A 25,675-nucleotide genomic window follows, 5' to 3' on the forward strand; every position below is an offset into this window, starting at 1 on the left:
CCTTTGTCACGGAAGTACCTACATGCGTTTGCCCCTGCTCTTCGTCCTGCTGCTGTCCCTCGCACCTGCGGTGCGGGCCGATGACACGCTCGCACGCGTGCTCGACCTGGCCGGCGTCCAGCTGCTTTGCGCGCAGACCGCGCCGCTGCTGCAGCGCGGCATGAGCGCCGAGCAGCAGCAGGCCCTGGGCCAGGTCTTCGCCGCCGGCCCGCTGTGCGCCGACCTGGGCCAGCGCGTCGCCGCCCGCCTAAAGCCCGGGCAGCTGGACGCCGCCCTCAAGCTACTGGACAGCGACCTGGCGCGGCACTTCACCGCCGCCGAGCGGGCGGTGGGCGCGGACGGCGGCCTGGCTGCCTATCGCCAGCAGCTGCAGCAGCGCCCGCCGCTGGGCAAGCGCGTGGAGCTGGTGCGGCGCCTGGACAAGGCCGCCCATACCACCGAGCTGGCCACCCTGCTGCGCTATGAGGTGGGCAAGACCCAGGCGCTGCTGGCCCTGCGCGCCCGCGGCGGCGATCTCGACGAGCAGGCCCTGGCCGAACAGACCGCCGCCCAGCGGGCGCCCCTGCGCGAATCCAGCGCCCAGGGCGTGGAGGCCTTCATGCTCTATGCCTACCGCCAGACCCCCAGCGAGCAGCTCGAGGAGTATGCCGCGCTGTACGAGCAGGCGCCGCTGCGCGCGGTGCTGGAGGCCAGCGCCCAGGCGCTGCCGGAAGTCTTCGCGGCCCGGCGAGCCAAGCTCAAGTAAGCAAAAAGGGGCCTTCAGGCCCCTTTTTCACATGCTAGCGCGCACTCAGTGCGGATGGTTGAACTGCGAGGCCAGTTCGCGCAGCGCCACTTCCGCCTGTAGCACCTTGTTCAGGGCGTCCTCGGCCTTGTCGCGGCTGATGCCCAGGCGCTCGAACAGCGCCTCCGGCAGGTCGCTCTGCGGGCCGGTGCCGATGCCGCGGCTGCGCAGCAGGTTGACCGCCAGGCACACCAGGTTCGGATAGGCTGCGTAGGCACCCTGGTAGTCCGGGTCGTGCTGGAAGCGCAGGGCGCTGGCCAGCTCTTCCGGCATGTCCCAGAAACGCATCAGCCAGGCGCCGATCTGTTCGCGGGTGATGCCCAGCAGGTGCTGCTCGATGTAGCCGGCGGACAGGTGCGGATTGACTTCCAGGTGCCGGCAGATCAGCGAGAAGTGCGGCGGGAACACGTGGGCCAGGACCAGGTAGCCGAAGTTGTGCAGCAGCCCGGCGAGGTAGGTCAGGCCCGCCTCGGGGCGCTGCGCGCGCGGCATGGCGCGGGTCAGGCCCTCGATCACCGCGGCGGTGTAGATCGCCTGCTGCCAGTAGGGCGTGGCCTGCTGCGGCTGGTCCTTGGGCAGGGCCAGGGTCTTGCCCAGGGCCAGGCCCAGGGCCAGGTTGATCACCAGGTCGAAGCCCAGCACGCGGACGATGGCGTCCTCCACCGAGCGGATCTTGCCGGGCGCGGCGTAGTAGGGCGAGGCGGCCCAGCTGACCACCTGGGCGGCCAGCGCCGGGTCGGTCTCGACCACGCCGGTGATGTCGTCGACCGTCGCATCCGGGTCGACGCGCAGCTTGATGATGCGCTGCGCGGTCTCCGGCAGCGGCGGAATCTCGATGGTCTCCTCCAGGCGCTGCTGGATGCGCCGGGCGGTGAAGGCCTGCACGGCCTGGGTGATCTCGGCGCGGTCGTCGTCCGGGCGGTCGAGGTTCGGCTGGATGGCGCTGACCGGTTCGCCGAAGCGCGCGGCGCTGGCCTTGGCCAGGAGGATCGCCTTGTAGTGCTCGCTGGCGATTTCCAGCAGCACGCCGGGCTGGCCGGATTCCACCAGCAGGCTGTCTTCCTGCAGCAGGCGCTCGTCGTACAGGCAGGGCGAGCTGGTCAGCGGCGGCAGGCCGGGCAGCACGCCGAGGCTGTGCTTGGCCAGCATGCGCTCCATGCGCTCGGGCTTGACCGCGGTGAGCTTGCGCCCAGTCAGCTCGGCCAGGCGGTTGAGGTCGAGCAGCTGGCTCTGCGGGAACAGCACCAGCAGGGCGCCGACCGCGTCGTCCAGCAGCACCGCCTGCACCCGGCGCGCGGCCGGCAGGGCGGGGTGTTCCGGGCGGACCAGGCAGGGCACGCCGAGTTTCTCCAGCAGCTGCAGGATCACCGCCGGTGGGCGCGGGGCGGCATCTGGGACGAGGGCGACTTCGGTCATGGGGCGATATCCGACTGGGAACTACTGCCTGGCAGTATAACCAGCGCTGCGCGGGGGCCGCTCGGCCGCCGGACGGGCGACCAGCGGTACAGTGTGCGCCGCCTCACACTTGGCCGTACTGCTGGCCGTGGCGCAGCCAGCGCTCCAGCAGCGGGCTGACGTGCTGCGGCCAGCGCGCCAGCAGCTCCTGCGCGGCCTCGCGCACGGCCGGCAGCAGGTCGGCATCGCGCATCAGGTCGGCGACCTTGAACTGCAGCAGGCCGGTCTGGCGGGTGCCGAGCATTTCGCCGGGGCCGCGCAGTTCCAGGTCCTTCTCGGCGATGACGAAGCCGTCGCAGGTCTCGCGCATGATCCCCAGGCGCTCGCGGCCGAGCTGCGACAGCGGCGCGTGGTAGAGCAGCACGCAGTGGCTGGCGGCGCTGCCGCGGCCGACCCGTCCGCGCAGCTGGTGCAGCTGGGCCAGGCCCAGGCGCTCGGGGTTCTCGATGATCATCAGGCTGGCGTTGGGCACGTCGACACCCACCTCGATCACCGTGGTGGCGACCAGCAGCTGCAGCTCGCCGCGCTTGAACTGGTCCATCACCGCAGCCTTCTCGGCCGGCTTCATGCGCCCGTGGATCAGGCCGACGCGCAGCTCGCCCAGCGCCGCGGAGAGCTCCTCGAAGCTGGTCTCGGCGGCCTGGCAGGTGAGTTCCTCGGATTCCTCGATCAGCGTGCACACCCAGTAGGCCTGGCGCCCCTCGCGGCAGGCGGCGCGGACCCGCTCGACCACCTCGAGGCGGCGGCTGTCGGCCACCAGGATAGTGTTCACCGGCGTGCGCCCGGGCGGCAGCTCGTCGAGGATCGAGGTGTCGAGGTCGGCGTAGGCGCTCATCGCCAGGGTTCGCGGGATCGGCGTGGCGGTCATGATCAGCTGGTGCGGGCAGAGGCGGCCGTCGATGCCCTTCTGCCGCAGCGCCAGGCGCTGCTGCACGCCGAAACGGTGCTGCTCGTCGATGATCACCAGCGCTAGCTTGGAAAAGCGCACCTCGTCCTGGAACAGCGCGTGGGTGCCGACCACCATCGGGCAGCCACCGGCTATCTGTTCCAGGGCCGCGGCGCGGGCCTTGCCCTTGAGCTTGCCGGCCAGCCAGGCGACCTCGATGCCCAGCGGCTGCAGCCACCTGCTGAAGTTGAGGAAGTGCTGCTCGGCAAGGATCTCGGTCGGCGCCATCAGCGCCACCTGGTAGCCGGCCTCCAGCGCCTGCAGGGCGGCGAGTGCCGCCACCACGGTCTTGCCCGCACCGACGTCGCCCTGCACCAGGCGCAGCATCGGCTCGCTCTGGCTGAGGTCGTAGGCGATCTCGGCGCCGACCCGCTGCTGCGCGCCGGTGGGGGCGAAGCCGAGGTTGGCGAGGAAGCGCTGCGGCAGCGCCTGCGCCTTCGGCAGGGCCGGCGCCTGCTGCGCGCGCACCTGCTCGCGCAGGCGCTGCAGCGACAGCTGGTGGGTCAGCAGTTCCTCGAAGGCCAGGCGGTGCTGGGCCCAGTGGCGGCCCTCGGCCAGTTCCTCCACATCGGCATCCGGCGGCGGCCGGTGCAGGTAGCGGATCGCCTCGTCCAGTGGGCCGAGGCGGTAGTCGCGGGCCAGTTCGGCCGGCAGCCAGTCCGGCAGGCTGTGCGGGCCGAGGCGGGCCAGGGCCTGCTGGCTGAGGGTGCGCAGGCGCTGCTGGGTGAGGCCCTCGGTGGTCGGGTAGATGGGCGTCAGGGTCTGTTCCACCGGCGCCGGCTCGTCGCCGCTGACCGCGCGGTATTCCGGGTGGTAGATCTCCAGGCCGGTGGCGCCGGGGCGTACCTCGCCGTAGCAGCGCAGCGCGGTGCCGCGCTTGAGGCCGTCCTTCTGCGCCTGGCTGAAGTGGAAGAAGCGCAGGGACAGGGTGCCGCTGCCGTCCTGCAGGCGCACCAGCAGGCTGCGGCGGCGGCCCATGACGATGTCGGCGCCGCCGACTACGCCTTCGACCACCGCATCCTGCCCCGGGCGCAGCGCGCCTATCGGGGTGATGCGGGTGCGGTCCTGGTAGCGCAGCGGCAGGTGGAACAGCACGTCCTGCAGGTTTTCCAGGCCGACCTTGGCCAGCTTCTCGGCCAGAGCCTCACCCACGCCCTTCAGCGTGGTGACCGGGACCTGCGCCAGCTCGGTCATGCCGGGATGGCTTCACCCTGCGGGCGGGCCACCGAGCACAGGCGGATCGAGTCGGCCAGCACTTCGATGGCCTTGGGCCGCGGGAAGCTGGCGCGCCAGGCGATGGCCACGGTGCGGAAGGGCGCCGGCGGCGTCAGCGGGCGCACCTCGATCACGCCGGGGGCGTAGTGATGGCTGTCCACCGCGGAGAACGGCAGGATCGAGATGCCGAGGCCCGAGGCGACCATGTGGCGGATGGTTTCCAGCGAGCTGGATTCCACCGTGGTGTGCTTGGCCGCGTCCTCGCCGCCCTTGCGCAGGCTCGGGCAGGCTTCCAGCACCTGGTCGCGGAAGCAGTGGCCCTCGCCGAGCAGCAGCAGGCTCTTGTCGTTGAGCAGCTCGGTGTCGATGCTTTCGCGCGCGGCCCAGGGATGGCCGGCCGGCAGCAGGGCGTAGAACGGCTCGTCGTACAGTGGCTTGGTCAGCACATCGGCTTCCTGGAACGGCAGGGCGATGATGATCGCGTCGAGTTCACCCGTTCTGAGCTTGTCGCGCAGGATATGGGTGAAGTTCTCCTCGATGTACAGCGGCATCTGCGGGGCGACCCGGTGCAGCTGCGGAATCAGGTGGGGGAACAGGTAGGGGCCGACCGTGTAGATGGCGCCGATCTTCAGCGGCGCGGTCAGCTGGTTCTTGCCGGCCTGGGCCAGCTCGCGGATGCCCTGGGCCTGCTCCAGCACCTTCTGCGCCTGGGTGACTATGCCTTCGCCGACCGGGGTCAGGCGCACGGCGCTTTTGCTGCGCTCGAAGATCAGCACGCCGAGCTCGTCCTCGAGCTTCTTCACCCCCACCGACAGGGTCGGCTGGCTGACGTGGCAACGCTCGGCGGCGCGGCCGAAATGCTGCTCCTGGGCGAGGGTGACGATGTAGCGCAGTTCGGTGAGGGTCATAGGTAAATTCCATTGAGATGCCGGCAAGCATAGCGACTGTATTCAATGGAACCAACCGGGCCGCCCAACAAAGATGCGGCCCGGCGACAGCGGCTCAACGGGTGAGGGTGAAGTTCAGCGGATAGTCGATCGACATGCTGCCGCTGGCCAGCACCTTCTTCGGTGGCGGCGGCACCGGGCTGGCCTTGCGCAGCTGGCGCTGCACGTCGCGGTCGAAGGAGGCGCGCGCGGTGGACTGCTTCACTTCGCTGGCGAGGATGCGGCCACGGCTGTCGATGGTGAAGTTGAGCAGCAGGGCGTGCTTGCTGCCGGGGCGGTTGAAGCGCCGCTCGCGATCCGGATAGTGCAGGCGCTTGCTCAGGTAGGCCTGCAGCTTGGCCATCCACAGAGCGCGCTCGCGGTCGATCTCGCCCTGGCTGGTCTGCTGCTGGGTCGGCGCACGCACCGGCGCCGCGGCCTGTTCCTGGCTCGCCGGCCTGGACGCGGGCTCGGTTTGCGGCTTGACCTCCGGCTTGGGCGGCTGCGGCCTGGGCTTGACCTGGGGCTTGGGCTTGACGATGGCCAGCTTCGGTTCGGGCGCCTCGACCACCTCGGGGATGGGCTCGGGTTCCGGCTCGGCGATCGGCTGCGGTGGCGTCGGCTCCGGCGGGGCCGCCACCGGCTCCAGCTCGATGAGCATGGCCGCCGGCTCCAGCTGTACCGGAGGTACTGCCGGCTTCCACAGCAGGGCCAGATAGTAGAGGCCGATGTGCAGGCCGATCACCACGATCAGGCTGACCAGCCACAGCGGCAGGCGACGCACCGGGCTCATTGCTGGCCAACCGTTTCCAGGCCCACCAGGCCGATCTTCAGGTAGCCGGCGTTGCGCAGGCCGTCCATCACGTTCATCAGGTCGGCGTAGTCCACGTCCTTGTCGCCACGGACGAAGATGGTTTTCGCCTTGTCGCCGCCGGTCAGTCCGTCCAGCGCCGCACCGAGCTGCGCCGGATCGATCTGCTGGTTGTCCAGGTATAGGCTGGTGTCTGCCTTGATGCTCAGGTAGACCGGCTTGTCCGGGCGCGGCACCGGCTTGGCGGTGGAGGCCGGCAGGTCGACCTTGACGTCCACCGTGGCCAGCGGCGCGGCGACCATGAAGATGATCAGCAGCACCAGCATCACGTCGATGAAGGGCGTGACGTTGATCTCGTGGTTTTCCTGGAGGTCGTCACCGCCCTCGTGCAGATGCAGCCCCATGGCTCATACCGCCTTGGCGATCGGCGCCTGGGCGCGTTCGCCGGCCGGCTGGTCGAGGTCACGGCTGACCAGCAGCAGGACCTGGGCCGAGGCATCGGCGACCTGGGCCTTGTAGCCGGCGATGGAGCGGGCGAAGACGTTGTAGATGACCACCGCAGGGATCGCCGCGACCAGGCCCAGGCCTGTGGCCAGCAGGGCCTCGGCGATGCCGGGAGCGACCACGGCGAGGTTGGTGGTCTGCGACTCGGCGATGCCGATGAAGCTGTTCATGATGCCCCAGACGGTGCCGAACAGGCCGACGAAGGGCGCGGTGGAACCGATGGTGGCGAGCACGCCGGTGCCCTGGCTCATGCTGCGGCCGCTGGCGGCGACCAGGCGCTCGAGGCGGAAACTGACGCGCTCCTTGATGCCTTCCTTGTCCCTGCAGCCGGCGGACAGGCGCAGCTCGTCGCGGGCATCCTCGATCAGTAGGGCACTGAAGCTGTGCTTGGCGCGGGCCTGCTCGGCGGCCTGGCCGAGGCTGCGCGCGCCCTTCAGATCGGGCAGCTCGCGCTGCAGGCGGCGGCGTGCGATGAGCAGCTCCAGGCCCTTGGCGATCCATAGGGTCCAGGTCAGGATCGAGGCCAGCACCAGGCCGATCATCACGCTTTTCACCACGCGGTCGGCGTTCTGGTACATGCCCCAGGGCGACAGGTCGTGCAGTACTTCTTCCTCGGCCGGCGCGGCCTCGGTCTGCAGCGCCTGCACGGCGGCGGCCAGCTGTTCGGCGTCGGCACCGGTGATGCCGTGCTGCTGCAGGAACGCCTGGCGGGCGGCCTCGACCTGTTCGGCGCTGGCCTGCTCACCCAGGGCGTCCAGCTGGGCCTTGAGGGCCGCGGCCTGCGGGTGGGCCGGCGGCGCAAGCGGCAGTGTTTGTCCGCTGCCGACCTGTTGGCCGGTCGCGGCGCTCGGCGAGGCGTCGGTAACCGGTACCTGGGCGGCCGGAGTCACTTCCTCGGCAAGTGCGGCGAACGGCAGCAGCAGGCCGAACAGCAGGGCAATCAGGGAAAGATGGGTGGGCGCGCGGAGGGCGGTAGAATTCATGCTGGCCGGACCTGAGGTGAGGGAGCAGCGGGCGAGGGGAACTGAGCCCTGCATGCGAAACGGCATGTATTATTGCAAGTAATTCTTGTTTGTGAAAGAAACACTGTAACTCTCGGGCCGCCCGTGCCCCGACACGGTGCCGGCCCCCCCTCTGTCACCAAGGTAGAACCTTTCCATGTCCAAGACCCTGATGATTGCTGGTTGTGGCGATGTCGGCAGCCGCCTGGCACAGCGCCTGGCGCCGGCCGGCTGGACCCTGTATGGCCTGCGGCGTGATGCCGCGCGTCTACCCCCCGAGGTACGCCCGGTGGCTGGCGATTTGCAACAGCCGGTATGTCCGTCGGCCTGGCCGCAGGGCGAGCTGGACTACCTGGTGTATTGCGTGGCGGCCAGCCAGCATGACGAGGCCGGCTACCGCGCGGCCTATGTCGACGGCCTGCGCCATGTGCTGGCCTGGCTGGCCGAGCGTGGACAACGGCCGCGGCGCCTGCTGTTCGTCTCCAGCAGCGGGGTCTATGCCCAGCAGGCCGGCGAATGGGTGGACGAGACCTCCCCGGCACAGGCGAGCAGTTATTCCGGACGGATCATGCGCGAGGCCGAGGACCTGGCCCTGGGCAGCGGCCTGCCGGCGACCCTGGTACGCCTGACCGGCATCTACGGCCCCGGTCGCCAGTGGCTGCTCAACCAGGTGCGCCAGGGCTACCGGGTGGCCAGCGAGCCGCCGCTGTATGGCAACCGCATCCATGTCGAGGACGCTGCCGGCCTGCTGGCGTTCCTGCTGCAGGCCGATGCCGCCGGCACGCCGCTGGCGGACTGCTACCTGGGGGTGGACGACGCACCGGCGCCGCTGCACGAGGTGGTGGGTTGGCTGCGCGAACAGCTGGGTGTGAGCCACTGGGCCGAGCAGAACAGCGTGCGCCGCGCCGGCAGCAAGCGCTGCAGCAATGCGCGGGCGCGGGCGCTGGGCTGGGTGCCGCAGTACCCCAGCTATCGCGAGGGCTATGCGGCGGTGCTGGCCGACGCTCAGTCGTCGCTGCGCCCGTTGTAGCGGCCGCTGCCATCGTAGTGGCGGCCGTCCGGATCGGTACGGCCCTGGTAGCGCCCGGAGTCGTCGTAGCGCCGACCATCCTCATCCTGGCGCCCGACATAGCGGCCGCTGTCGTCATAGCGGCGGCCGTTGGCATCGGTGCGGCCGGTATAGCGTCCGGAGGCATCGTAGTGGCGGCCATCTGCATCGGTGCGCCCCGTGTAGCGCCCGGAGCTGTCGTAGGCGCGGCCGTCGTCGTCGGTGCGGCCCAGATAGCGTCCGCTGTCGTTGTAATGGCGCTGCTCGGCCTGTACTGGCAGGCCCGCCAGCAGCAGGCAGAGCAGGAACAGGGCGCGCGGCATCAGTCGCGCTCGAGCAGCCAGGCCAGGCGCCCGGGGTGCAGGTCCGGCACTTCGTCTGCTGCGGCGCGGTTGAGGGCGCGGAAGATGCGCAACTGGTCGCCGTCGCGCTGGAACAGCCAGGGCGCGCCCTGGTTGCCCAGCTGCAGCCACAGGCTGTCGTGCTCGCCGGCCATCGAGGCGCAGTCGCCGGCCAGGCACAGGGCATAGCGCTCGGCGCCGGGCAGGCCTTCCAGGCGGCCGTCCGGGTGGAACAGCACCAGGCCACCCTCGCCGACACCCTCACGGATCTTCCACTCGCCGCCCAGGTAGGCCTCGTACAGCGCCCATTCGAAGCTGCTGCCGACCGGCGCGCCCTCCGTCGCCTGCTGTTGCGGGCGGCGGAAATGCTGCTCGGGGCCGTAGGGGCTGGCCTGCTGCACCAGGACATCGCCGCGCAGGTGCAGCGCCTCCTGGTAGTCACCCGGGTACTCGACCCGCAGCGTGCCGTCCTCACCGGCTGTCAGGCGGCCTTCCGGCTGCTCGAAGCCGTTGCTGTAGGTGGCCAGGCCGCGCGGGCCGTCCAGCCGCCACTCCAGGGTGGGGCCGTGGGCCAGCAGGGCCTCGCGCAGGGGGATGCCTTCGCGCGCGGCGTCGATGATCGGCTGGTTGATCCAGGTGCCGTCCGCGTTCTGCGGGCCGGCACAGCCGACCAGCAGGGCGGCAGCCAGGATGAGGAGATGGCGCACGGCGCGGCTCAGTCGATGACCAGGATGCCGTCCATTTCCACCAGCGCGCCGCGCGGCAGGGCGGCCACGCCGATGGCGGCGCGGGCCGGGTAGGGCTGCTCGAAGTAGCGGCCCATGATCTCGTTGACCTTGGCGAAGTGCGACAGGTCGGTGAGGAAGATGTTCAGCTTGACCACGTCCTTGAACGAGCCGCCGGCCGCCTCGATCACCGCCTTGAGGTTCTCGAATACCTGCACGGTCTGCTCCTCGAAGCCCTGCACCAGCTCCATGGTCTTCGGGTCCAGCGGGATCTGCCCGGACAGGTACACGGTGTTGCCGGCCTTGATCGCCTGGGAGTAGGTGCCGATGGCGGCCGGGGCGTTGGGCGAGGTGATGACGGTCTTGCTCATGGACAGCTCCAATGGATTTTCTTGTTGACGCCGCGCGCCCTCAGGCGCGCATGCGGGTGATGCGGATCACGCCCTTGAGGGCGCGCAGCTTCTTGATGACGCGCGCCAGGTGCACGCGGTCATGCACGCTGATGACCAGCTGGACCACGCTGATGCGGCCATCGCGCTCGTCCATGCCGATCTTCTCGATATTGCCGTCGGCGGCGTTGACGCTGCTGGCCAGCAGGGCGATCAGGCCGCGCTGGTGCTCCAGCTCGACGCGCAGTTCGACGTTGAATTCACCGGCGACATCCTTGGCCCAGTTGAGCTGGATGCACTTCTCCGGGTTGTGGCGGATGTCGGCGATGTTCTTGCAGCTTTCCAGGTGCACCACCATGCCCTTGCCGGCGGACAGGTGGCCGACGATGGGGTCGCCGGGAATCGGCGTGCAGCACTTGGCGTAGCTCAGCACCAGGCCCTCGGTGCCGCGGATGGCCAGCGGGCCGTCGGAGCTGGGCGCGGCCTCGCCGCTCTCGGCCAGCAGGCGGCGCGCCACCACGTAGGCCATGCGGTTGCCCAGGCCGATGTCCTCGAGCAGGTCTTCGAGCACTTCCAGGCGATATTCGCCGAGCACGGCCTGGATGCGCTCGGCACCGATCTTCTCCAGGTGACTGTCGAAGCCGGTGAGGGTCTTGTTCAGCAGGCGCTCGCCGAGGTTGATCGACTCGGAGCGGCGCTGCAGCTTGAGGGCGTGGCGGATATGGGTGCGCGCCTTGCCGGTGACCACGAAGTTGAGCCAGGCCGGGTTCGGCCGCGCGCCGGGGGCGGTGACGATCTCCACCGTCGAGCCGCTCTCCAGGGCCTGCGACAGCGGCGCCAGGCGGCGGTTGATGCGGCAGGCGATGCAGCTGTTGCCGACGTCGGTGTGCACCGCGTAGGCGAAGTCGACCGCGGTGGAGCCCTTGGGCAGCTCCATGATCTTGCCCTTCGGGGTGAAGACGTAGACCTCGTCGGGGAACAGGTCGATCTTCACGCTCTCGATGAATTCCAGCGAGTTGCCGGCGCGCTGCTGCAGTTCGAGGATGCCCTTGACCCACTGTCGCGCGCGGGCGTGGCTGCCCTTGGGCGCCTCGTCCTCGGCGGATTTGTACAGCCAGTGCGCGGCGATGCCGTTGTTGGCCAGCTCCTCCATCTCGCGGGTGCGGATCTGGATTTCGATGGGCACGCCGTGCATGCCGAACAGGGTGGTGTGCAGCGACTGGTAGCCGTTGGCCTTGGGGATCGCGATGTAGTCCTTGAAGCGCCCGGGCAGGGGTTTGTACAGGTTGTGCACGGCGCCGAGCACGCGGTAGCAGGTGTCGACCTTGTCGACGATGATGCGGAAGGCATAGACGTCCATGATCTCGTTGAACGCCCGGCGCTTGCCGCGCATCTTCTGGTAGATGCTGTAGAGGTGCTTCTCGCGGCCGATCACCTGGCCTTCCATGCCTTCGCGCTGCAGGCAGGCGGTGATCGACTCCTCGATCTTGGCGACGATTTCCTTGCGGTTGCCGCGGGCGCGCCTGACCGCGGCGCGGATGCGCTCTGAGCGCATCGGGTGCATGGCCTTGAAGCCGAGGTCCTCGAACTCCACGCGCATGCTGTGCATCCCTAAGCGGTTGGCGATGGGTGCGTAGATTTCCAGGGTTTCCTTGGCGATGCGCCGGCGCTTCTCGCCGGACAGCACTTCCAGGGTGCGCATGTTGTGCAGACGGTCGGCCAGCTTGACCAGGATCACGCGGATGTCGCGGGCCATGGCCATGGCCATCTTCTGGAAGTTCTCGGCCTGGGCCTCGGCCTTGGTCTCGAAGTTCATCTGGGTCAGCTTGCTGACCCCGTCGACCAGCTCCGCCACGGTCTCGCCGAACTGCGCGTGGAGGGCTTCCTTGGCGATGCCGGTGTCCTCGATCACGTCGTGCAGCATGGCCGCCATCAGGCTCTGATGGTCCATGTGCATGTCGGCGAGGATGTTGGCGACGGCGAGCGGGTGGGTGACGTAGGCCTCGCCGCTGCGGCGGCGCTGGCCGTCGTGGGCCTGCTCGGCGTAGAAGTAGGCGCGGCGGACCAGGTTGACCTGATCCGCGGCCAGGTAGGTCGAGAGTCGCTCGGCGAGGGTGTCTATGCTCGGCATGGGTTGACCCCCTGCCGGGCTGACGGTTGAACCTGCGCCGCTAGACTTCGACCAGGCATGGACTTACAGAGGCTCGTTGGCCTCTTCCTCGAAGGCGGCGGCGAACAGCGGCTCTTCCTCGACGATGTCTTCCTGGGCGACGAACTCGGCGTCCACCAGACCGGCGGCGATCTCGCGCAGGGCCACTACGGTGGGCTTGTCGTTTTCCCAGGCGACCTTCGGCTCCTTGCCGCCGGTGGCCAGTTGACGGGAGCGCTTGGTGGCCAGCATGACCAGCTCGAAGCGGTTGTCTACGTTCTCCAGGCAGTCTTCAACGGTAACGCGGGCCATGGTGTTCCTCGTGGCAAATAGCAAATAAGGCTGGGCCCGGATGGGCGAGCGGACTGAATAGTCTAAAAAATCACCAGCATTTAGGGAAGGCTTTTCGGTGGCCGGTCAGGCCAGCAGTTCACCCAGCAGCCCGGCGTGACGTTGCTCCTGCTGGCTGGCGCGAAGCTGATTGGCGCGGAAGATCGCCTTGAGGTCGTCCAGCGCGTGGGCGAAATCGTCGTTGATTACCAGGTAGTCGTACTCGACGTAGTGGGTCATCTCGCTGACCGCGTCGCGCATGCGCCGCTCGATGATCTCCGAGCTGTCCTGGCCGCGGTTGGTCAGGCGGTGGCGCAGGGCTTCCTGGGTCGGCGGCAGGATGAAGATCGACTTGGCCTGCGGCATCAGGCGGCGTACCTGCTGGGCGCCCTGCCAGTCGATCTCGAGGATCAGGTCGAAACCTTCGGCCAGGGTCTGCTCGACCCACTTCTGCGAGGTGCCGTAGAGGTTGTCGAAGACCTGGGCATGCTCGAGGAATTCGCTGCGCTCGAGCATGGCGACGAACTGCTCGCGGCTGACGAAGTGGTAGTTGACCCCGTCGACCTCGCCCGTGCGCATGGCGCGGGTGGTGTGCGAGACGGAGACGCGGATGCGCACGTCGCTGTCGAGCAGGGCCTTGACCAGGCTGGTCTTGCCGGCGCCGGAGGGGGCGGAAACGATGTAGAGGGTGCCGGTGGTGACGGTCATCTGTATGTCCTGGGAGGGCGTTGACTCAAGCCTAGCGGCTTATTCGATGTTCTGGACCTGCTCGCGCATCTGCTCGATCAGGACCTTGAGGTTGACCGCGGCCTGGGTGCTGCGCGGGTCGAAGGCCTTGGAGCCGAGGGTGTTGGCCTCGCGGTTGAGTTCCTGCATGAGGAAGTCCAGGCGCCGGCCGGCGGCGCCGCCGGCCTTGAGCACGCGGCGCACCTCGGCGACGTGGGTGGCCAGGCGATCCAGCTCCTCGGCCACGTCGCTCTTCTGCGCCAGCAGCACCAGCTCCTGCTCCAGGCGCTGCGGGTCCACTTCGGCACGCATCTCGGCGAAGCGGGTCTCGATCTTCTGGCGTTGGTTGGCCAGCATCTCGGGGATCAGCCCACGCAGGGCGGCGACTTCGGCGGTGATGTCGTCCAGGCGCTCGCCCAGCAGTCTGGCCAGCTCGGCGCCTTCGCGGGCGCGGCCGTTGCGGAGTTCGCCCAGGGCCTGCTCGAACAGCTGCAGGGCGGCGGCGTTGAGCGCCTGCGGGTCGGCCACGTCGGCTACCAGCACGCCGGGCCAGGCCAGCACTTCCAGGGGATTGAGCGGCGCCGGCTGCTGGATCAGTGCGGCCACCTGTTCGGCGGCGGCGACCAGCTGGCGGGCGCGGTTCTCGTCGACCTGCAGGCGCTGGCCGGTGTTTTCCTCGGCGAAGCGCAGGGTGCACTCCACCTTGCCGCGCGACAGGCCCTGGCGCAGGGCTTCGCGCACCGCGCCTTCGAGGTCGCGGAAGGCCTCCGGCAGGCGCAGGTGCGGCTCCAAGTAGCGGTGGTTGACCGAGCGCAGTTCCCAGCTCAGGGTGCCGTGGGCGCCGGCCCCTTCGACGCGGGCGAAGGCGGTCATGCTGTGCACCATGGGAGGTCCTCGTGGAATGGCGAATGAGGCGCGGGATTGTAGCGCAGTGCGACCGCCGGCCCAATCCGCCATGTCGCGGCGTCCCGGGCCGCCCTATAATGCCGGCAGGTTCGCGCGCCCCGGCGCCCGAGATTTCCGCTTCCCTACAGGTATCAGCAGATGAAACGTCCCAGCGGCCGTGCTTCCACCCAGTTGCGTTCCGTGCGCATCACCCGCAACTACACCAAGCACGCCGAGGGTTCGGTGCTGGTCGAGTTCGGCGACACCAAGGTCATCTGCACCGCCAGCGTCGAGGCTGGCGTGCCGCGCTTCCTCAAGGGCCAGGGCCAGGGCTGGCTGACCGCCGAGTACGGCATGCTGCCGCGCGCCACCGGCGAGCGTAACGCCCGCGAGGCCAGCCGCGGCAAGCAGGGCGGGCGCACCCTGGAGATCCAGCGCCTGATCGGCCGCTCGCTGCGCGCCGCGCTGGACATGAGCAAGCTGGGCGAGAACACCATCTACATCGACTGCGACGTGATCCAGGCCGACGGTGGCACCCGCACCGCCTCCATCACCGGTGCCATGGTGGCGCTGGTCGACGCCCTCAAGGTGCTGAAGAAGCGCGGCGCGCTCAAGGGCGAGCCGCTCAAGCAGATGGTCGCCGCCGTGTCCGTGGGCATCTACCAGGGCGAGCCGGTGCTGGACCTGGACTACCTGGAAGACTCGGCCGCCGAGACCGACCTCAATGTGGTGATGACCGACGCCGGCGGCTTCATCGAGGTGCAGGGCACCGCCGAAGGCGCCCCCTTCCAGCCGGAAGAACTGAATGCCATGCTGGCGCTGGCCCAGCAGGGCATGCGCGAGCTGTTCGAACTGCAGCGCGCGACCCTGGCCGACTGATTCCCACAACCCGCGGAGAGCCCCATGGAAGAGCAGAACCTCAGTCCCACCCCGAGCCCGGAAGCCCGCCAGTGGGCGATGTTCTGCCACTTCGCGGCCTTCGTCGGCCTGCTGATCCCCTTCGGCAACCTGCTCGGCCCGCTGGTGGTCTGGCAGATCAAGCGCGACCTCGACCCCTTCGTCGACGACCAGGGCAAGGAGGCGCTGAACTTCCACATCACCGTGTCCATCGCCGCCCTGGTGTGCATCCTGCTGGCCGTGGTGGTGATCGGCTTCCTGCTGCTGCCGCTGCTCGGCCTCGGCGCCCTGGTGCTGACCATCATCGCCGGGATCAAGGCCAACGAGGGCCAGACCTACCGCTACCCGCTGTGTTGGCGGCTGATCAAGTAATGTCAGGGCCCCGCTTGCGGGGCCTTTTTCTGCAACCACTCACATAAGGAAATCGGAAGTGGCCGGAGCCAGTCTGTTAACTCTGCTCGACGACATCGCCAGCGTGCTGGACGACGTCTCGGTGATGACCAAGGTGGCGGCGAAGAAGACCGCCGGCGTGCTCGGCGACGACCTGGCGCTGAACGCCCAGCAGGTCACCGGGGTCAAGGCCGAGCGCGAGCTGCCGGTGGTCTGGGCGGTGGCCAAGGGCTCGCTGATCAACAAGCTGATCCTGGTGCCGGCGGCCCTGCTGATCAGTGCCTTCGCGCCCTGGCTGGTGACCCCGCTGCTGATGCTCGGTGGCGCCTTCCTGTGCTTCGAGGGCTTCGAGAAACTGGCGCACAAGTTTCTCCACAGCAAAGAGGAAGACCAGCAGCACCACGCCGAGCACGTCCAGGCCCTGGCCGACCCGGCGGTGGACATGCAGGCCTTCGAGAAGGACAAGATCAAGGGCGCGGTGCGCACCGACTTCATCCTCTCCGCCGAGATCATCGCCATCACCCTCGGCGTGGTCGCCGAACAGGCCTTCACCCAGCAGGTGCTGGTGCTCTCCGGCATCGCCCTGCTGATGACGGTCGGCGTCTATGGCCTGGTGGCCGGCATCGTCAAGCTGGACGACGCCGGCCTCTACCTCAGCCAGCGCACCAGCGCCGCGGCGCAAGGCCTGGGCCGGGCCCTGCTGTGGCTGGCGCCGGGGCTGATGAAGCTGCTGTCGGTGGTGGGCACCGCGGCCATGTTCATGGTCGGTGGCGGCATCCTCACCCACGGCATACCGGGCGCGCACGATCTGGTGCACCACTGGGTCGAGGCGATCGAGGCACTGCCGGCCATCGGCGGCGTGCTGGCCGTGCTGACGCCGACCCTGGTCGACGCCCTGTTCGGCGTCGTGGTCGGTGCCCTGGTATTGCTGCTGGTGACTGCCGGCGGCAGGGCCTGGAAGGCGCTGCGCGCCGCCTGAGGGGATGGGGCGCGCTCTTGTCGAGTGCGCCCCTGGCCGGCTCAGCTTTCGTCCTTCAGCTCGGCGCCCGGCGCGTTCTTCTGCACCGACTGCACGCCGCCTTCCGCACTGGCCCGGCTGGCGTAGTGCTGGCTCTGGCCGACCACCTGGCCGTTGCTGGCCTTGAGCACGAAATGGAACTTGCCGCTGCTGGTTTCCTTGACCTCGAAGGCGCCGTCGCGCTGCGCGTTCTTGCGCACCGACTCGATGCCGTCCAGGGCCGAGGGCTTGGCCTTGTACAGCTCGCTGCTGAGGATGATCTCGCCGTTGCCGGCGAGCAGGTTGAAGTGGAACTGCCCGTCGCTGGCTTTCTTCAGGTGGAACTTGCTGGCCATGGTCCGACTTCTGTCGTGGTGGGGGAGTCCGCTAAGCCTAGACGCTCCCCCGCCAGCGGGCATGCCGGGATGCTCAGGCCTTCAGCGTCTTCACGCCTTCGGCGGTGCCGAGCAGCAGCAGGTCGGCCGGGCGCGCGGCGAACAGGCCGTTGGTGACCACGCCGACGATGGCGTTGATCTCGGCCTCCAGCTTCACCGGGTCGACGATGCTCATGTTGTGCACGTCGAGAATGATGTTGCCGTTATCGGTGACCACGCCCTCGCGGTACACCGGATCGCCGCCCAGCTTCACCAGCTGGCGGGCGACATGGCTGCGGGCCATGGGGATGACCTCCACCGGCAGCGGGAAGGCGCCCAGCACCGGCACCAGCTTGCTGGCGTCGGCGATGCAGATGAAGGTCTTGGCCACGGCCGCGACTATCTTCTCGCGGGTCAGGGCGGCGCCACCGCCTTTGATCAGGTTGAGGTGCTGGTCGCTCTCGTCGGCGCCGTCGACGTAGAACTCCAGGCCGTCCACCGCGTTCAGGTCGTACACCGGGATGCCGTGGCCCCTGAGCCGCGCGGCGGTGGCTTCGGAGCTGGCCACGGCGCCGTCGAAGGCCATCTTGTGCCGGGCCAGGGCGTCGATGAAGAAGTTGGCGGTGGAGCCGGTACCGACGCCGATCACGCTCTTGCTGTCGAGCTGGGGGAGGATGTGGTCGACGGCGGCCTGGGCCACGGCCTGCTTGAGCTGATCCTGGGTCATCGCGGGTTCTGCGTGTGGAGGAGGGGAGGCGAATTATAGGTGCATTGGTGGCCGAGGGGCAGGCGAAAAAAAGCCCGCGGGCAGCGGGCTACAAGGGTGACGCAGGATAGACGTTGAAAGTGCCCGGTCAGGCTTTGCTCTCGAACATCACATAGACCTTGCGGCAGGGCTCCAGCACTTCCCAGGTGCCCTTGAGGCCGGCCGGGATGACGAAGCGGTCGCCGGCGCGCACGGTCTTGGCGTTGCCGTCCTGATCGCGGATCACCGACACGCCCTGGAGAATCTCGCAGTACTCGTGCTCGGTGTAGTTGATCGTCCACTGGCCCACGGCGCCTTCCCAGATGCCGGTGTGGAACTGGCCGCAGGGGCTGCTGTAGTGGTTGCGCACGCTCTGCTCGGGGTCGCCCTTGAGGATCTTCTCGGCGGCCGGACGGTAGTGTTCCGGCGCGGTGGTGGCACTGGCGAAATCGACGATCTGGGCGACATTCATGGCGTGGGGTCCTGGTGTTGTGGGCTGTCGATGAGCGGCAGTCTATGTTTGATAAAACGAACATTGCAAGGCGTTTGACCGGCGGTTTGTCAAAAATATTGAAAAGGTGATTCGCTCTGGTTTAGTGTTGCCCGCACGATGGCCGGCAATCGGCCTGGCAGAATAATTGACAGTGCGTGTTGCCTATTTGCCACACGCTTCCACCGAGGATACTCGCATGACCACCCTGACTCGTGCCGACTGGGAACAGCGCGCCAAGAACCTGAAGATCGAAGGCCGCGCCCTGATCCACGGCGAGCACCGCGATGCCGTTTCCGGCCAGACCTTCGAGTGCGTGAGCCCGGTCGATGGTCGTGTCCTCGGCCTGATCGCCAGCTGCGACGCCGCCGATGCCGACGTCGCCGTACGCGATGCCCGCGCCACCTTTGAGTCCGGCGTGTGGTCGCGCATGAAGCCGGTCGAGCGCAAGAAGATCATGATCCGCTTCGCCGACCTGCTCGACGCCCACGCCGAGGAGCTGGCCCTGCTGGAAACCCTCGACATGGGCAAGCCGATCGCCTTCTCCCTGAGCGTCGACGTGGCCGGTGCCTCGCGCGCTATCCGCTGGAGCGGCGAGGCGATCGACAAGATCTATGACGAGGTGGCCGCCACCCCGCACGACGAACTGGGCCTGGTGACCCGCGAGCCGGTGGGCGTGGTCGCCGCCATCGTGCCGTGGAACTTCCCGATGATCATGACCGCCTGGAAGCTGGGCCCGGCCCTGGCCACCGGCAACTCGGTGATCGTCAAGCCGTCGGAGAAATCCCCGCTGACCGCCATCCGCATGGCCGAGCTGGCGCTTGAGGCCGGTATTCCGGCCGGCGTGCTCAACGTGCTGCCGGGCTTCGGCCACACTGTGGGCAAGGCCCTGGCCCTGCACATGGACGTCGACACCCTGGTGTTCACCGGTTCGACCAAGATCGCCAAGCAGCTGATGATCTATGCCGGCGAATCGAACATGAAGCGCGTCTGGCTGGAAGCCGGCGGCAAGAGCGCCAACATCGTGTTTGAAGACGCGCCCTGCCTGAAGGAGGCCGCCGAGGCCGCTGCCATGGCCATCTGCTTCAACCAGGGCGAGATGTGCACCGCCGGTTCGCGCCTGCTGGTGCAGCGCTCGATCAAGGACCAGTTCATGCCCATGGTGGTCGAGGCCCTCAAGGGCTGGAAGGTCGGCCATGCGCTGGACCCGGAGACCCAGGTCGGCGCGCTGGTCGACCAGGGCCACCTGAACAGCGTGCTGTCCTACATCGAAGCCGGCCATGCCGACCAGGCCAAGATGCTCTGCGGCGGCAAGCGCACCCTGGAGGAAACCGGTGGTGTCTACGTCGAGCCGACCATCTTCGACGACGCACACAACAAGATGCGCATCGCCCAGGAAGAGATCTTCGGCCCGGTGCTCACGGTGATTCCGTTCGACACCACCGAGGAGGCCATCGCCATTGCCAACGACAGCATCTACGGCCTGGCCGCCGCCATCTGGACCAGCAACCTGTCCAAGGCGCACCTGGCCGCCAAGGCCCTGCGCGTGGGCAGCATGTGGGTCAACCAGTACGACGGCGGCGACATGACCGCGCCGTTCGGTGGCTACAAGCAGTCGGGCAACGGCCGCGACAAGTCGCTGCACGCCTTCGACAAGTACACCGAGATCAAGGCCACCTGGATCAAGCTTTAAGTACGCAGGACGATCTCCTGGTCGTCGGCCATACGGCGTTGCGTCCTCGCTTTAATGCTCACGTACTGCAGTACGCTGCGCTTAAAGCTGCGGGGCGCCTGACTCGCTGACGCTCGCCCTTCGGGCCAGCCTAACGGCTGTTACTCCCGTTGGTCGTTGGTCCTGGCCTTAGCCCAGGAGATCTTCATCGATGTTGGGCTAGTTTGACCGTACTTTGAGGTCCGCCCTTCGGGGCCGGCTCCCGAGTGAGCCACACCTGCGGCCGGGTTTCCTTGGGAACCCGGCCGTTTGCTTTGGCCGGAAAGGATTGGGCTATGCGTTGGGGAACCTACTTCGCCGTTACTGCGGCGGTGGTCATAGTCGGGCTGGCGCTGGGGGTGACCCTGCCGCTGGTCTCGCTGCGCCTGGAAAGCTGGGGCTACGGGCCCTTCGCCATTGGCGTGATGGCGGCCATGCCGGCCGTCGGCGTGCTGCTCGGGGCGCGTCTGACCGGGCGCCTGGCCGGCTGGCTGGGTACACCGCGCAGCCTGCGCCTGTGCCTGCTGGCCAGTGCTCTGTCGGTCGGTCTGCTGGCCCTGTTGCCCTATTACCCGCTGTGGCTGCTGCTGCGCCTGCTGATCGGCATTTCCCTGACCGTGGTCTTCGTCCTCGGCGAAAGCTGGATCAACCAGCTGGTCGAGGAGCGCCTGCGCGGCCGCCTGGTGGCCCTGTACGGCACCGGCTTCGCCCTCAGCCAGCTGGCCGGACCGCTGGCGCTGACGGTCATCGGCAGCACCAGCGACCTCGGCTTCTGGCTCTCGGTCGGCCTGCTGGTGGCCGGCAGCCTGGTGCTGCTCGGCCATAGCGGGGCGCCGCGGGTGGATGCGCACAGCGCCTCCGGGCGTGGCTTCCTGCGTTTCTGTCGCGGCCAGCCGGCCATCGCCTGGGCGGTGGCGCTGTTCGCCGCCTTCGAGGCCATGGTCCTGACCCTGCTGCCGGTCTACCTGATCCGCGAAGGCTTCGCCCAGGAGACGGCGCTGCTGATGGCCAGCGTGGTGGTGGTCGGCGATGCCCTGTTGCAGCTACCCATCGGCCTGCTCGCCGACCGGGTGTCGCGCGCCACCCTGTTCCGCGTCTGCGGTGTGGTCCTGCTGCTGTCCAGCCTGGCCATCCCGGCACTGCTGCACACGCCACTGATCTGGCCGCTGCTGGTGCTGTTCGGCGCTTCCGCCGGCGGGCTCTATACCCTATCGCTGATCCTGGTCGGGCAGTTCTACCGCGATGACGCGCTGGTCCGCGCCAACGCCCATATCGCCCTGCTGTGGGGCGTCGGCTGCCTGCTCGGGCCGTTGTCCACCGGCGCCGCCAGCCAGTGGCTGAGCGGCCATGCGCTGCCGCTGCTGATGGCCGCCGGTGCCGCGCTGTTCGTCTGGCTGGCCTGGCGCCGCGCGGCCTTCCAGGCGCCGCTGGCGAGCCCACTGGCTGGCGACTAGGGTTGTCTCCCAGGCCCATCCGCCGGGAGACCAGCATGTACAGCCGAATCCTCGCCGCGCCTCTGGCTCTGCTGGCGTTCGCCGCCGGCGCCGCCGATCTGCCCGGCAGCGCCGACCACCCGGCCATCCCGCGCTACGAGGGCGCGGAAATCTACGCCTACCAGACGCAGGCCTATACCGACTGGCGCTTTCTCAAGGCACCGGCCACCGCCTACGGCGGCCTGCAGAAGAACCTGGACGCCACCGAGGTGCTGGAAGGCAAGCTGACCCGCCTGAGCTACCGCGCGCCGGCCGAGCGCACGCCGCTGGAGATCTTGCGCAACTACCAGCAGGCCCTGGCCGACGCCGGCTTCGAGACCCTGTTCGCCTGCGCGCGCGAGGAATGCGGCGGGCGCAACTTCAACCATGCGATCACGCTGGACATGCATTTTCGCGAGTATCACCAGGATCAGCGTTATCTGTATGCCCGTCTCAAGCGGCCGGAAGGTGATCTGTATGCCGCGCTCTACGTGGTGCTCAACCAGTCCGGCGGCGGGCCGAACAAGGGCCGAAGCCTGATCCAGCTGGATGTGCTGGAGCGCAAGGCGATGGAGCAGCGCATGCTGGTGGTCGAGGCCGGCGAGCTGCAGAAGGGGCTCGACCAGCAGGGCCGGGTGGCCCTGTACGGCCTGTACTTCGACACCGACAAGGCCGAGATGCGCGCCGACTCGGCGGCCCAGCTGGCAGAGATCGCCAAGCTGCTGCAGGCCCGCGCGCAGTTGCAGGTGCTGGTGGTCGGGCATACCGACGCCCAGGGCGCGCTGGACTACAACCGCGAGCTGGCGCAGCGCCGCGCGCAGTCCATCGTCGAGGCGCTGGTGACGCAGCACGGCATTGCCCGCGAGCGCCTGACCGCGGTTGGCGTCGGCATGGCCGCGCCGGTGGCGAGCAATCGCGACGAGGCGGGCAGGGCGCTGAACCGGCGCGTGGAACTGGTGGACCGGGCGCAGTAGTCAGGCCGGCTCGGCCAGCAGCTGCGCCACCGTCTCGCCGACCCGCCGCACCGCCTGCTCGATGGCCTCGCCCTGGGCCGTGGCGAAGTTCATGCGCAGGCAGTTGCGGTACTTGCCGGCGGCGGAAAAGATGCTGCCCGGCGCGATCTGCACCCTGTGCGGCGCCAGCAGGCGGTTGAGGCGCTGGCTGTCGAAGCCCTGCGGCATCTCCACCCACAGCATGAAGCCACCCTGCGGCTGGCTGACCCGGGTGCCGGCGGGGAAATAGCGGCTGACCCAGCCGGTCATCAGCTCGCGGCCGCGCGCGTACTGGCTGCGCATGCGCCGCAGGTGCGGCTGGTAGAGGCCGGCGCCGATGAACTCGGCCAGCGCCAGCTGCGGCAGCTGGGCGCTCATCCCGGTGCCCATGTACTTCATGTGCAGCACCCGCTGCAGGTAGCGGCCGGGGGCGATCCAGCCGATGCGCAGGCCCGGCGCCAGGGTCTTGGAGAAGGAGCTGCAGAGCAGCACGCGGCCGTCCTCGTCGAACGACTTGATGCTGCGCGGGCGCGGGTAGCGGTAGGCCAGCTCGCCGTAGATGTCGTCCTCGATGATCGCCAGGTCGTAGCGCTGGGCCAGTTCCAGCAGGGCGCGCTTGTTGGCCTCGGGCATGATGTAGCCGAGCGGGTTGTTGCAGGTCGGGGTCAGCTGGATGGCCTTGATCGGCCACTGCTCCAGGGCCATCTCCAGGGCTTCCAGGTTGATCCCGGTGAGCGGGTCGGTGGGCAGCTCCAGGGCCTTGAGGCCGAAGCCCTTGAGCGCCTGCATCACCCCGTGGAAGCTCGGCGAGTCCACCGCGACTATGTCGCCGGGCTGGCAGATGGCGCGCAGCGCGGCCGACAGCGCCTCGTGGCAACCGGTGGTGATGACGATGTCCTCGGCCGGCACCTGGCAGCCGGAGTCCAGCATCAGCCGCGCCACCTGCTCGCGCAGGCCGAAATCACCCTCCAGGCTGCCGTAGCTCAGCTCGCGCAGGCCCTGGCGCCGGCTCAGGCGCGACAGGCTGCGCAGCAGCGGGCGCAGGGTCGGTGCGGCGATGTCGGGGATGCCGCGGCCGAGCTGCACCATGTCGCCATAGGGCGGGGTGGCGATTAGCTCCAGCACCTGGTCCCACTGCGACACCTCCACCGGGCGCTGCGCCGCGCGGCTGACCATCGGCAGCGCCGGTTTCTGCCGGCCCAGCGGCACGAAGTAGCCGGACTTCGGCCGCGGCTCCACCAGGCCGTCGTCCTCCAGCTGGCGGTAGGCCTGCTGCACCGTGCTCAGGCTGACGCCGTGCTCCTGGCTGAGGGCGCGCACCGAGGGCAGGCGTTCTCCGGGGCGGTACAGGCCCTGCTCGATGCGGGTGCCGAGCAGCTCGGCCAGGTTCATGTAGAGGGTCATGACAGATGCCTTGCCCTGATGCCGGGCGAGCAATACAGATGCCGCCAGAATAGAGCATTCAGCCCCGCAGTCGAGCGCTCTGTATGGTGTTAATTAATTATTGTTGAATCTGTATCGTCTGTATGGTCGCCGCCATCATGGTCTCCCAAGGGAACAGCCTGACGGAGGGCCGACCATGCGCGAATTCGGAGATCTGTATGTGGCGCTGCGGGAGCGCCGCGACTGTGGCGAGCGCCTGCCGCTGCGCGAGCTGGGGCGGCGCTGGCGCCTGCTGCGCCGGCACCTGGCGACCCGCCGCGCGCTGCTCGAGCTGGATGCCGAGCAGCTGCAGGACATCGGCCTGACCGCCGAGCAGGCGCGGGCCGAGGCGACCCGGTCCTGGTGGCGGTTGTTGCGCTAGGTGCGGACTCTGCGGTCTGCCAGCCGGGTTCCGACCACCTGTAGCCCGGATGCAATCCGGGAGGCAGGCCGCCCGCTTCCGGATTGCATCCGGGCTACCCACCATCGAGCTAGCGACCAGTGCTATACGTCCCCTCTCCCCGCCGGGGAGAGGGGGATCGCGCCCCTTCTATGGTTTCAGACCAGACCCGCCGCTTCCTTCAGGCGGTACCAGGCCATGCCCAGCGCCAGCAGCGGCGAGCGCAGGTGCTTGCCGCCGGGGAAGGTCATGTGCGGCACCTTGGCGAACAGCTCGAAACCGCCGCCCTGTTCGCCGGCAATCGCCTCGGCCAGCAGCTTGCCGGCCAGGTGGGTGGCGTTGAGGCCGTGCCCGGCATAGGCCTGGGCGTGGTAGACGTTGGGCTGGTCCTTGAGCCGGCCGATCTGCGGCAGGCGGTTGGCGCCGATGCCGATCATGCCGCCCCACTGGAAGTCGATGCGCACATCCTCCAGCTCCGGGAAGACTTTCAGCATTTTCGGCCGCATATAGGCGGCGATGTCCGCCGGATCGCGGCCGGAATAGTGGCAGGCGCCGCCGAACAGCAGGCGCTTGTCGGCTGACAGGCGATAGTAGTCCAGCGCCACGCGCTGGTCGCACAGCGCCATGTTCTGCGGGATCAGCGCGCGTGCGCGGGCTTCGCCCAGCGGCTCGGTGGCGATCACGTAGCTGCCGGCGGGCAGTACCTTGCCACCCAGCTCAGGGTCCAGGCCGTTGAGGTAGGCATTGCAGGCCAGCACCAGGGTCTTGGCGCGCACGCTGCCGCGGGCGGTGTGCACCTTCACCTCGGGGCCGTAGTCGATGCGGCTCACCGGCGAGTGTTCGAACAGGCGCACGCCCAGCGAGGCCGCTGCGGCTGCCTCGCCGAGGGCCAGGTTGAGCGGGTGCAGGTGGCCGGAGCCCATGTCGATCATGCCGCCGCAGTAACGGTCGGAGCCGACGACCTGGTACATCTGCTGCGGTTGCAGCAGGCGCAGTTCGTGGCGGTAGCCGAGGCTTTCCAGCTCGGCCTTGTCCTCGGCGAAGCTGTCCAGGTGCGCCGGCTTGTTGGCCAGGTCACAGTAGCCCCAGGTCAGGTCGCAGTCGATCTGGAACTCTTCCACGCGGCGGCGCACCAGCTCCACCGCTTCCAGGCCCATCAGCTTGAGCTGGCGCACGCCGTCGGCGCCGATCACCGGCTCGAACTGCTCGACGCCGTGGCCGACCCCGCGGATCAGCTGGCCGCCGTTGCGCCCGCTGGCGCCCCAGCCGACCAGATGAGCTTCCAGCAGCACCACCGAGAAGCCCTTGCGGGCCAGTTCGATGGCGGTGTTGAGGCCGGAGAAGCCGCCCCCGACGATGCATACGTCGGCCAGTTCCTCGCCCGCCAGCGTCGGGTAGCTCAGCTGGCGGTTGGCCGTGGCGGCGTAGTAGGAGGCGGCGTGCTGGTCGCTGTGCACGGCGGGGCGTTGCGGCTGGTGAACGCGGGCGTTCATGTGCGAAATCCTGAGTTATGTGTTGTTAAAATTTTACGCAGCTTAAGCATGGCCCAT

At 68.6% G+C, this 25,675-nt stretch carries 27 protein-coding genes; 9 read left to right on the plus strand and 18 right to left on the minus strand.

Going from position 1 to position 25,675, the window contains the following annotated elements; genetic code table 11:
- The first annotated feature begins 22 nt into the window (after positions 1-22).
- Positions 23-745 carry a hypothetical protein gene (locus DMO17_RS12115; protein WP_110682747.1) on the plus strand — a complete coding sequence of 241 codons (723 nt, stop codon included), beginning with the start codon at positions 23-25 and terminating at the stop codon, positions 743-745.
- A gap of 45 nt (positions 746-790) precedes the next feature.
- Here DMO17_RS12115 and DMO17_RS12120 read toward each other — a convergent pair whose 3' ends face one another.
- The 6 genes from DMO17_RS12120 to exbB form a co-directional block, all read right to left on the minus strand.
- A complete protein-coding gene (locus DMO17_RS12120; RefSeq protein ID WP_110682748.1) occupies positions 791-2,200 on the minus strand; it encodes an aminoacyl-tRNA deacylase and HDOD domain-containing protein in 1,410 nt (469 codons plus the stop codon).
- A 103-nt stretch (positions 2,201-2,303) separates the two neighbouring features.
- The gene (gene recG / locus DMO17_RS12125; RefSeq protein ID WP_110682749.1) at positions 2,304-4,379 is read right to left on the minus strand and encodes an ATP-dependent DNA helicase RecG; all 2,076 of its coding nucleotides are present in this window, start codon (positions 4,377-4,379) and stop codon (positions 2,304-2,306) included.
- Positions 4,376-5,308 carry a hydrogen peroxide-inducible genes activator gene (locus tag DMO17_RS12130; RefSeq protein ID WP_110682750.1) on the minus strand — a complete coding sequence of 311 codons (933 nt, stop codon included), beginning with the start codon at positions 5,306-5,308 and terminating at the stop codon, positions 4,376-4,378. The genes recG and DMO17_RS12130 overlap by 4 nt, the downstream gene beginning before the upstream one ends.
- A 94-nt stretch (positions 5,309-5,402) precedes the next feature.
- On the minus strand, positions 5,403-6,119 hold the full coding sequence (locus DMO17_RS12135; protein WP_110682751.1) for a TonB family protein: 717 nt from the start codon (positions 6,117-6,119) through the stop codon (positions 5,403-5,405).
- Positions 6,116-6,541 carry a TonB system transport protein ExbD gene (gene exbD / locus DMO17_RS12140; RefSeq protein ID WP_110682752.1) on the minus strand — a complete coding sequence of 142 codons (426 nt, stop codon included), beginning with the start codon at positions 6,539-6,541 and terminating at the stop codon, positions 6,116-6,118. The genes DMO17_RS12135 and exbD overlap by 4 nt, the downstream gene beginning before the upstream one ends.
- A 3-nt stretch (positions 6,542-6,544) precedes the next feature.
- Positions 6,545-7,624 carry a tonB-system energizer ExbB gene (gene exbB / locus DMO17_RS12145; RefSeq protein WP_110682753.1) on the minus strand — a complete coding sequence of 360 codons (1,080 nt, stop codon included), beginning with the start codon at positions 7,622-7,624 and terminating at the stop codon, positions 6,545-6,547.
- Positions 7,625-7,799: 175 nt separating this feature from the next.
- On the opposite strand from exbB, the gene DMO17_RS12150 reads away from it, so the two are divergent.
- Entirely contained in the window at positions 7,800-8,672 is an 873-nt protein-coding gene (locus DMO17_RS12150; protein WP_110682754.1) for an SDR family oxidoreductase, read from the plus strand.
- Here DMO17_RS12150 and DMO17_RS12155 read toward each other — a convergent pair.
- The 7 genes from DMO17_RS12155 to DMO17_RS12185 form a co-directional block, all read right to left on the minus strand.
- Positions 8,648-9,013 (minus strand): type IV secretion protein Rhs, encoded by a 366-nt coding sequence (locus DMO17_RS12155; protein ID WP_110682755.1) that lies wholly within the window; start codon positions 9,011-9,013, stop codon positions 8,648-8,650. The genes DMO17_RS12150 and DMO17_RS12155 overlap by 25 nt on opposite strands.
- Positions 9,013-9,738, minus strand: a complete 726-nt coding sequence (locus DMO17_RS12160; RefSeq protein WP_110682756.1) for a hypothetical protein — start codon at positions 9,736-9,738, stop codon at positions 9,013-9,015. Before DMO17_RS12160 ends, DMO17_RS12155 begins: the two co-directional genes overlap by 1 nt.
- An 8-nt stretch (positions 9,739-9,746) precedes the next feature.
- Positions 9,747-10,127, minus strand: coding sequence for a RidA family protein (locus tag DMO17_RS12165; RefSeq protein ID WP_110683029.1), 381 nt, complete (start codon positions 10,125-10,127; stop codon positions 9,747-9,749).
- A 40-nt stretch (positions 10,128-10,167) separates the two neighbouring features.
- The gene (gene spoT / locus DMO17_RS12170; RefSeq protein ID WP_110682757.1) at positions 10,168-12,276 is read right to left on the minus strand and encodes a bifunctional GTP diphosphokinase/guanosine-3',5'-bis pyrophosphate 3'-pyrophosphohydrolase; all 2,109 of its coding nucleotides are present in this window, start codon (positions 12,274-12,276) and stop codon (positions 10,168-10,170) included.
- Positions 12,277-12,339: 63 nt separating this feature from the next.
- The gene (rpoZ, locus tag DMO17_RS12175; protein WP_110682758.1) at positions 12,340-12,606 is read right to left on the minus strand and encodes a DNA-directed RNA polymerase subunit omega; all 267 of its coding nucleotides are present in this window, start codon (positions 12,604-12,606) and stop codon (positions 12,340-12,342) included.
- A gap of 105 nt (positions 12,607-12,711) precedes the next feature.
- Complete coding sequence (gene gmk / locus DMO17_RS12180; RefSeq protein WP_110682759.1) at positions 12,712-13,332, minus strand: guanylate kinase; 621 nt, start codon at positions 13,330-13,332, stop codon at positions 12,712-12,714.
- A 39-nt stretch (positions 13,333-13,371) separates the two neighbouring features.
- Positions 13,372-14,235: a YicC/YloC family endoribonuclease gene (locus tag DMO17_RS12185; RefSeq protein WP_110682760.1), complete on the minus strand. Its 864-nt coding sequence runs from the start codon at positions 14,233-14,235 to the stop codon at positions 13,372-13,374.
- Between the two features lie 159 nt (positions 14,236-14,394).
- Here DMO17_RS12185 and rph point away from each other — a divergent pair, with 159 nt between their 5' ends.
- From rph to DMO17_RS12200, 3 genes are read left to right on the plus strand one after another with little or no spacing between them, the layout of a single operon-like run.
- Positions 14,395-15,114 carry a ribonuclease PH gene (gene rph / locus DMO17_RS12190; RefSeq protein WP_110682761.1) on the plus strand — a complete coding sequence of 240 codons (720 nt, stop codon included), beginning with the start codon at positions 14,395-14,397 and terminating at the stop codon, positions 15,112-15,114.
- Between the two features lie 24 nt (positions 15,115-15,138).
- Positions 15,139-15,504, plus strand: a complete 366-nt coding sequence (locus tag DMO17_RS12195) for a DUF4870 domain-containing protein (protein WP_110682762.1) — start codon at positions 15,139-15,141, stop codon at positions 15,502-15,504.
- A gap of 58 nt (positions 15,505-15,562) precedes the next feature.
- Complete coding sequence (locus DMO17_RS12200; RefSeq protein ID WP_110682763.1) at positions 15,563-16,501, plus strand: DUF808 domain-containing protein; 939 nt, start codon at positions 15,563-15,565, stop codon at positions 16,499-16,501.
- A 41-nt stretch (positions 16,502-16,542) separates the two neighbouring features.
- Here the strand turns inward: DMO17_RS12200 and DMO17_RS12205 are convergent, their stop codons facing one another.
- From DMO17_RS12205 to DMO17_RS12215, 3 genes are all read right to left on the minus strand, one after another.
- Positions 16,543-16,875, minus strand: a complete 333-nt coding sequence (locus DMO17_RS12205) for a YegP family protein (protein ID WP_110682764.1) — start codon at positions 16,873-16,875, stop codon at positions 16,543-16,545.
- A 73-nt stretch (positions 16,876-16,948) separates the two neighbouring features.
- Positions 16,949-17,620, minus strand: coding sequence for a ribose-5-phosphate isomerase RpiA (gene rpiA / locus DMO17_RS12210; RefSeq protein ID WP_110682765.1), 672 nt, complete (start codon positions 17,618-17,620; stop codon positions 16,949-16,951).
- 127 nt (positions 17,621-17,747) lie between these two features.
- Positions 17,748-18,110, minus strand: a complete 363-nt coding sequence (locus tag DMO17_RS12215) for a cupin domain-containing protein (RefSeq protein ID WP_110682766.1) — start codon at positions 18,108-18,110, stop codon at positions 17,748-17,750.
- Between the two features lie 217 nt (positions 18,111-18,327).
- On the opposite strand from DMO17_RS12215, the gene DMO17_RS12220 reads away from it, so the two are divergent.
- From DMO17_RS12220 to DMO17_RS12230, 3 genes are all read left to right on the plus strand, one after another.
- Positions 18,328-19,821, plus strand: a complete 1,494-nt coding sequence (locus tag DMO17_RS12220) for an aldehyde dehydrogenase (protein WP_110682767.1) — start codon at positions 18,328-18,330, stop codon at positions 19,819-19,821.
- A gap of 314 nt (positions 19,822-20,135) precedes the next feature.
- Positions 20,136-21,293, plus strand: a complete 1,158-nt coding sequence (locus tag DMO17_RS12225; protein ID WP_110682768.1) for an MFS transporter — start codon at positions 20,136-20,138, stop codon at positions 21,291-21,293.
- Between the two features lie 35 nt (positions 21,294-21,328).
- On the plus strand, positions 21,329-22,285 hold the full coding sequence (locus tag DMO17_RS12230) for an OmpA family protein (RefSeq protein ID WP_110682769.1): 957 nt from the start codon (positions 21,329-21,331) through the stop codon (positions 22,283-22,285).
- Here the strand turns inward: DMO17_RS12230 and DMO17_RS12235 are convergent, their stop codons facing one another.
- Positions 22,286-23,707, minus strand: a complete 1,422-nt coding sequence (locus tag DMO17_RS12235; protein WP_110682770.1) for an aminotransferase-like domain-containing protein — start codon at positions 23,705-23,707, stop codon at positions 22,286-22,288. It abuts the gene before it with no gap.
- A gap of 175 nt (positions 23,708-23,882) precedes the next feature.
- On the opposite strand from DMO17_RS12235, the gene DMO17_RS12240 reads away from it, so the two are divergent.
- Entirely contained in the window at positions 23,883-24,107 is a 225-nt protein-coding gene (locus DMO17_RS12240; RefSeq protein WP_110682771.1) for a DUF1127 domain-containing protein, read from the plus strand.
- Positions 24,108-24,283: 176 nt separating this feature from the next.
- Here the strand turns inward: DMO17_RS12240 and DMO17_RS12245 are convergent, their stop codons facing one another.
- Entirely contained in the window at positions 24,284-25,618 is a 1,335-nt protein-coding gene (locus DMO17_RS12245) for an NAD(P)/FAD-dependent oxidoreductase (protein ID WP_110682772.1), read from the minus strand.
- Positions 25,619-25,675: the final 57 nt, after the last annotated feature.

The organism is Aquipseudomonas alcaligenes (genome assembly GCF_003205495.1).
In the GTDB taxonomy this organism is placed as follows: domain Bacteria; phylum Pseudomonadota; class Gammaproteobacteria; order Pseudomonadales; family Pseudomonadaceae; genus Aquipseudomonas; species Aquipseudomonas alcaligenes_B.

Excerpts from the sequence above, each read along its gene's own strand:
- DMO17_RS12115 (WP_110682747.1), top strand. The coding sequence starts at position 23 with ATGCGTTTGCCCCTGCTCTTCGTCCTGCTGCTGTCCCTCGCACCTGCG.
- DMO17_RS12120 (WP_110682748.1), bottom strand. The coding sequence starts at position 2,200 with ATGACCGAAGTCGCCCTCGTCCCAGATGCCGCCCCGCGCCCACCGGCG.
- recG (WP_110682749.1), bottom strand. The coding sequence starts at position 4,379 with ATGACCGAGCTGGCGCAGGTCCCGGTCACCACGCTGAAGGGCGTGGGT.
- DMO17_RS12130 (WP_110682750.1), bottom strand. The coding sequence starts at position 5,308 with ATGACCCTCACCGAACTGCGCTACATCGTCACCCTCGCCCAGGAGCAG.
- DMO17_RS12135 (WP_110682751.1), bottom strand. The coding sequence starts at position 6,119 with ATGAGCCCGGTGCGTCGCCTGCCGCTGTGGCTGGTCAGCCTGATCGTG.
- exbD (WP_110682752.1), bottom strand. The coding sequence starts at position 6,541 with ATGGGGCTGCATCTGCACGAGGGCGGTGACGACCTCCAGGAAAACCAC.
- exbB (WP_110682753.1), bottom strand. The coding sequence starts at position 7,624 with ATGAATTCTACCGCCCTCCGCGCGCCCACCCATCTTTCCCTGATTGCC.
- DMO17_RS12150 (WP_110682754.1), top strand. The coding sequence starts at position 7,800 with ATGTCCAAGACCCTGATGATTGCTGGTTGTGGCGATGTCGGCAGCCGC.
- DMO17_RS12155 (WP_110682755.1), bottom strand. The coding sequence starts at position 9,013 with ATGCCGCGCGCCCTGTTCCTGCTCTGCCTGCTGCTGGCGGGCCTGCCA.
- DMO17_RS12165 (WP_110683029.1), bottom strand. The coding sequence starts at position 10,127 with ATGAGCAAGACCGTCATCACCTCGCCCAACGCCCCGGCCGCCATCGGC.
- spoT (WP_110682757.1), bottom strand. The coding sequence starts at position 12,276 with ATGCCGAGCATAGACACCCTCGCCGAGCGACTCTCGACCTACCTGGCC.
- rpoZ (WP_110682758.1), bottom strand. The coding sequence starts at position 12,606 with ATGGCCCGCGTTACCGTTGAAGACTGCCTGGAGAACGTAGACAACCGC.
- gmk (WP_110682759.1), bottom strand. The coding sequence starts at position 13,332 with ATGACCGTCACCACCGGCACCCTCTACATCGTTTCCGCCCCCTCCGGC.
- DMO17_RS12185 (WP_110682760.1), bottom strand. The coding sequence starts at position 14,235 with ATGGTGCACAGCATGACCGCCTTCGCCCGCGTCGAAGGGGCCGGCGCC.
- rph (WP_110682761.1), top strand. The coding sequence starts at position 14,395 with ATGAAACGTCCCAGCGGCCGTGCTTCCACCCAGTTGCGTTCCGTGCGC.
- DMO17_RS12195 (WP_110682762.1), top strand. The coding sequence starts at position 15,139 with ATGGAAGAGCAGAACCTCAGTCCCACCCCGAGCCCGGAAGCCCGCCAG.
- DMO17_RS12205 (WP_110682764.1), bottom strand. The coding sequence starts at position 16,875 with ATGGCCAGCAAGTTCCACCTGAAGAAAGCCAGCGACGGGCAGTTCCAC.
- rpiA (WP_110682765.1), bottom strand. The coding sequence starts at position 17,620 with ATGACCCAGGATCAGCTCAAGCAGGCCGTGGCCCAGGCCGCCGTCGAC.
- DMO17_RS12215 (WP_110682766.1), bottom strand. The coding sequence starts at position 18,110 with ATGAATGTCGCCCAGATCGTCGATTTCGCCAGTGCCACCACCGCGCCG.
- DMO17_RS12220 (WP_110682767.1), top strand. The coding sequence starts at position 18,328 with ATGACCACCCTGACTCGTGCCGACTGGGAACAGCGCGCCAAGAACCTG.
- DMO17_RS12225 (WP_110682768.1), top strand. The coding sequence starts at position 20,136 with ATGCGTTGGGGAACCTACTTCGCCGTTACTGCGGCGGTGGTCATAGTC.
- DMO17_RS12230 (WP_110682769.1), top strand. The coding sequence starts at position 21,329 with ATGTACAGCCGAATCCTCGCCGCGCCTCTGGCTCTGCTGGCGTTCGCC.
- DMO17_RS12235 (WP_110682770.1), bottom strand. The coding sequence starts at position 23,707 with ATGACCCTCTACATGAACCTGGCCGAGCTGCTCGGCACCCGCATCGAG.
- DMO17_RS12240 (WP_110682771.1), top strand. The coding sequence starts at position 23,883 with ATGCGCGAATTCGGAGATCTGTATGTGGCGCTGCGGGAGCGCCGCGAC.
- DMO17_RS12245 (WP_110682772.1), bottom strand. The coding sequence starts at position 25,618 with ATGAACGCCCGCGTTCACCAGCCGCAACGCCCCGCCGTGCACAGCGAC.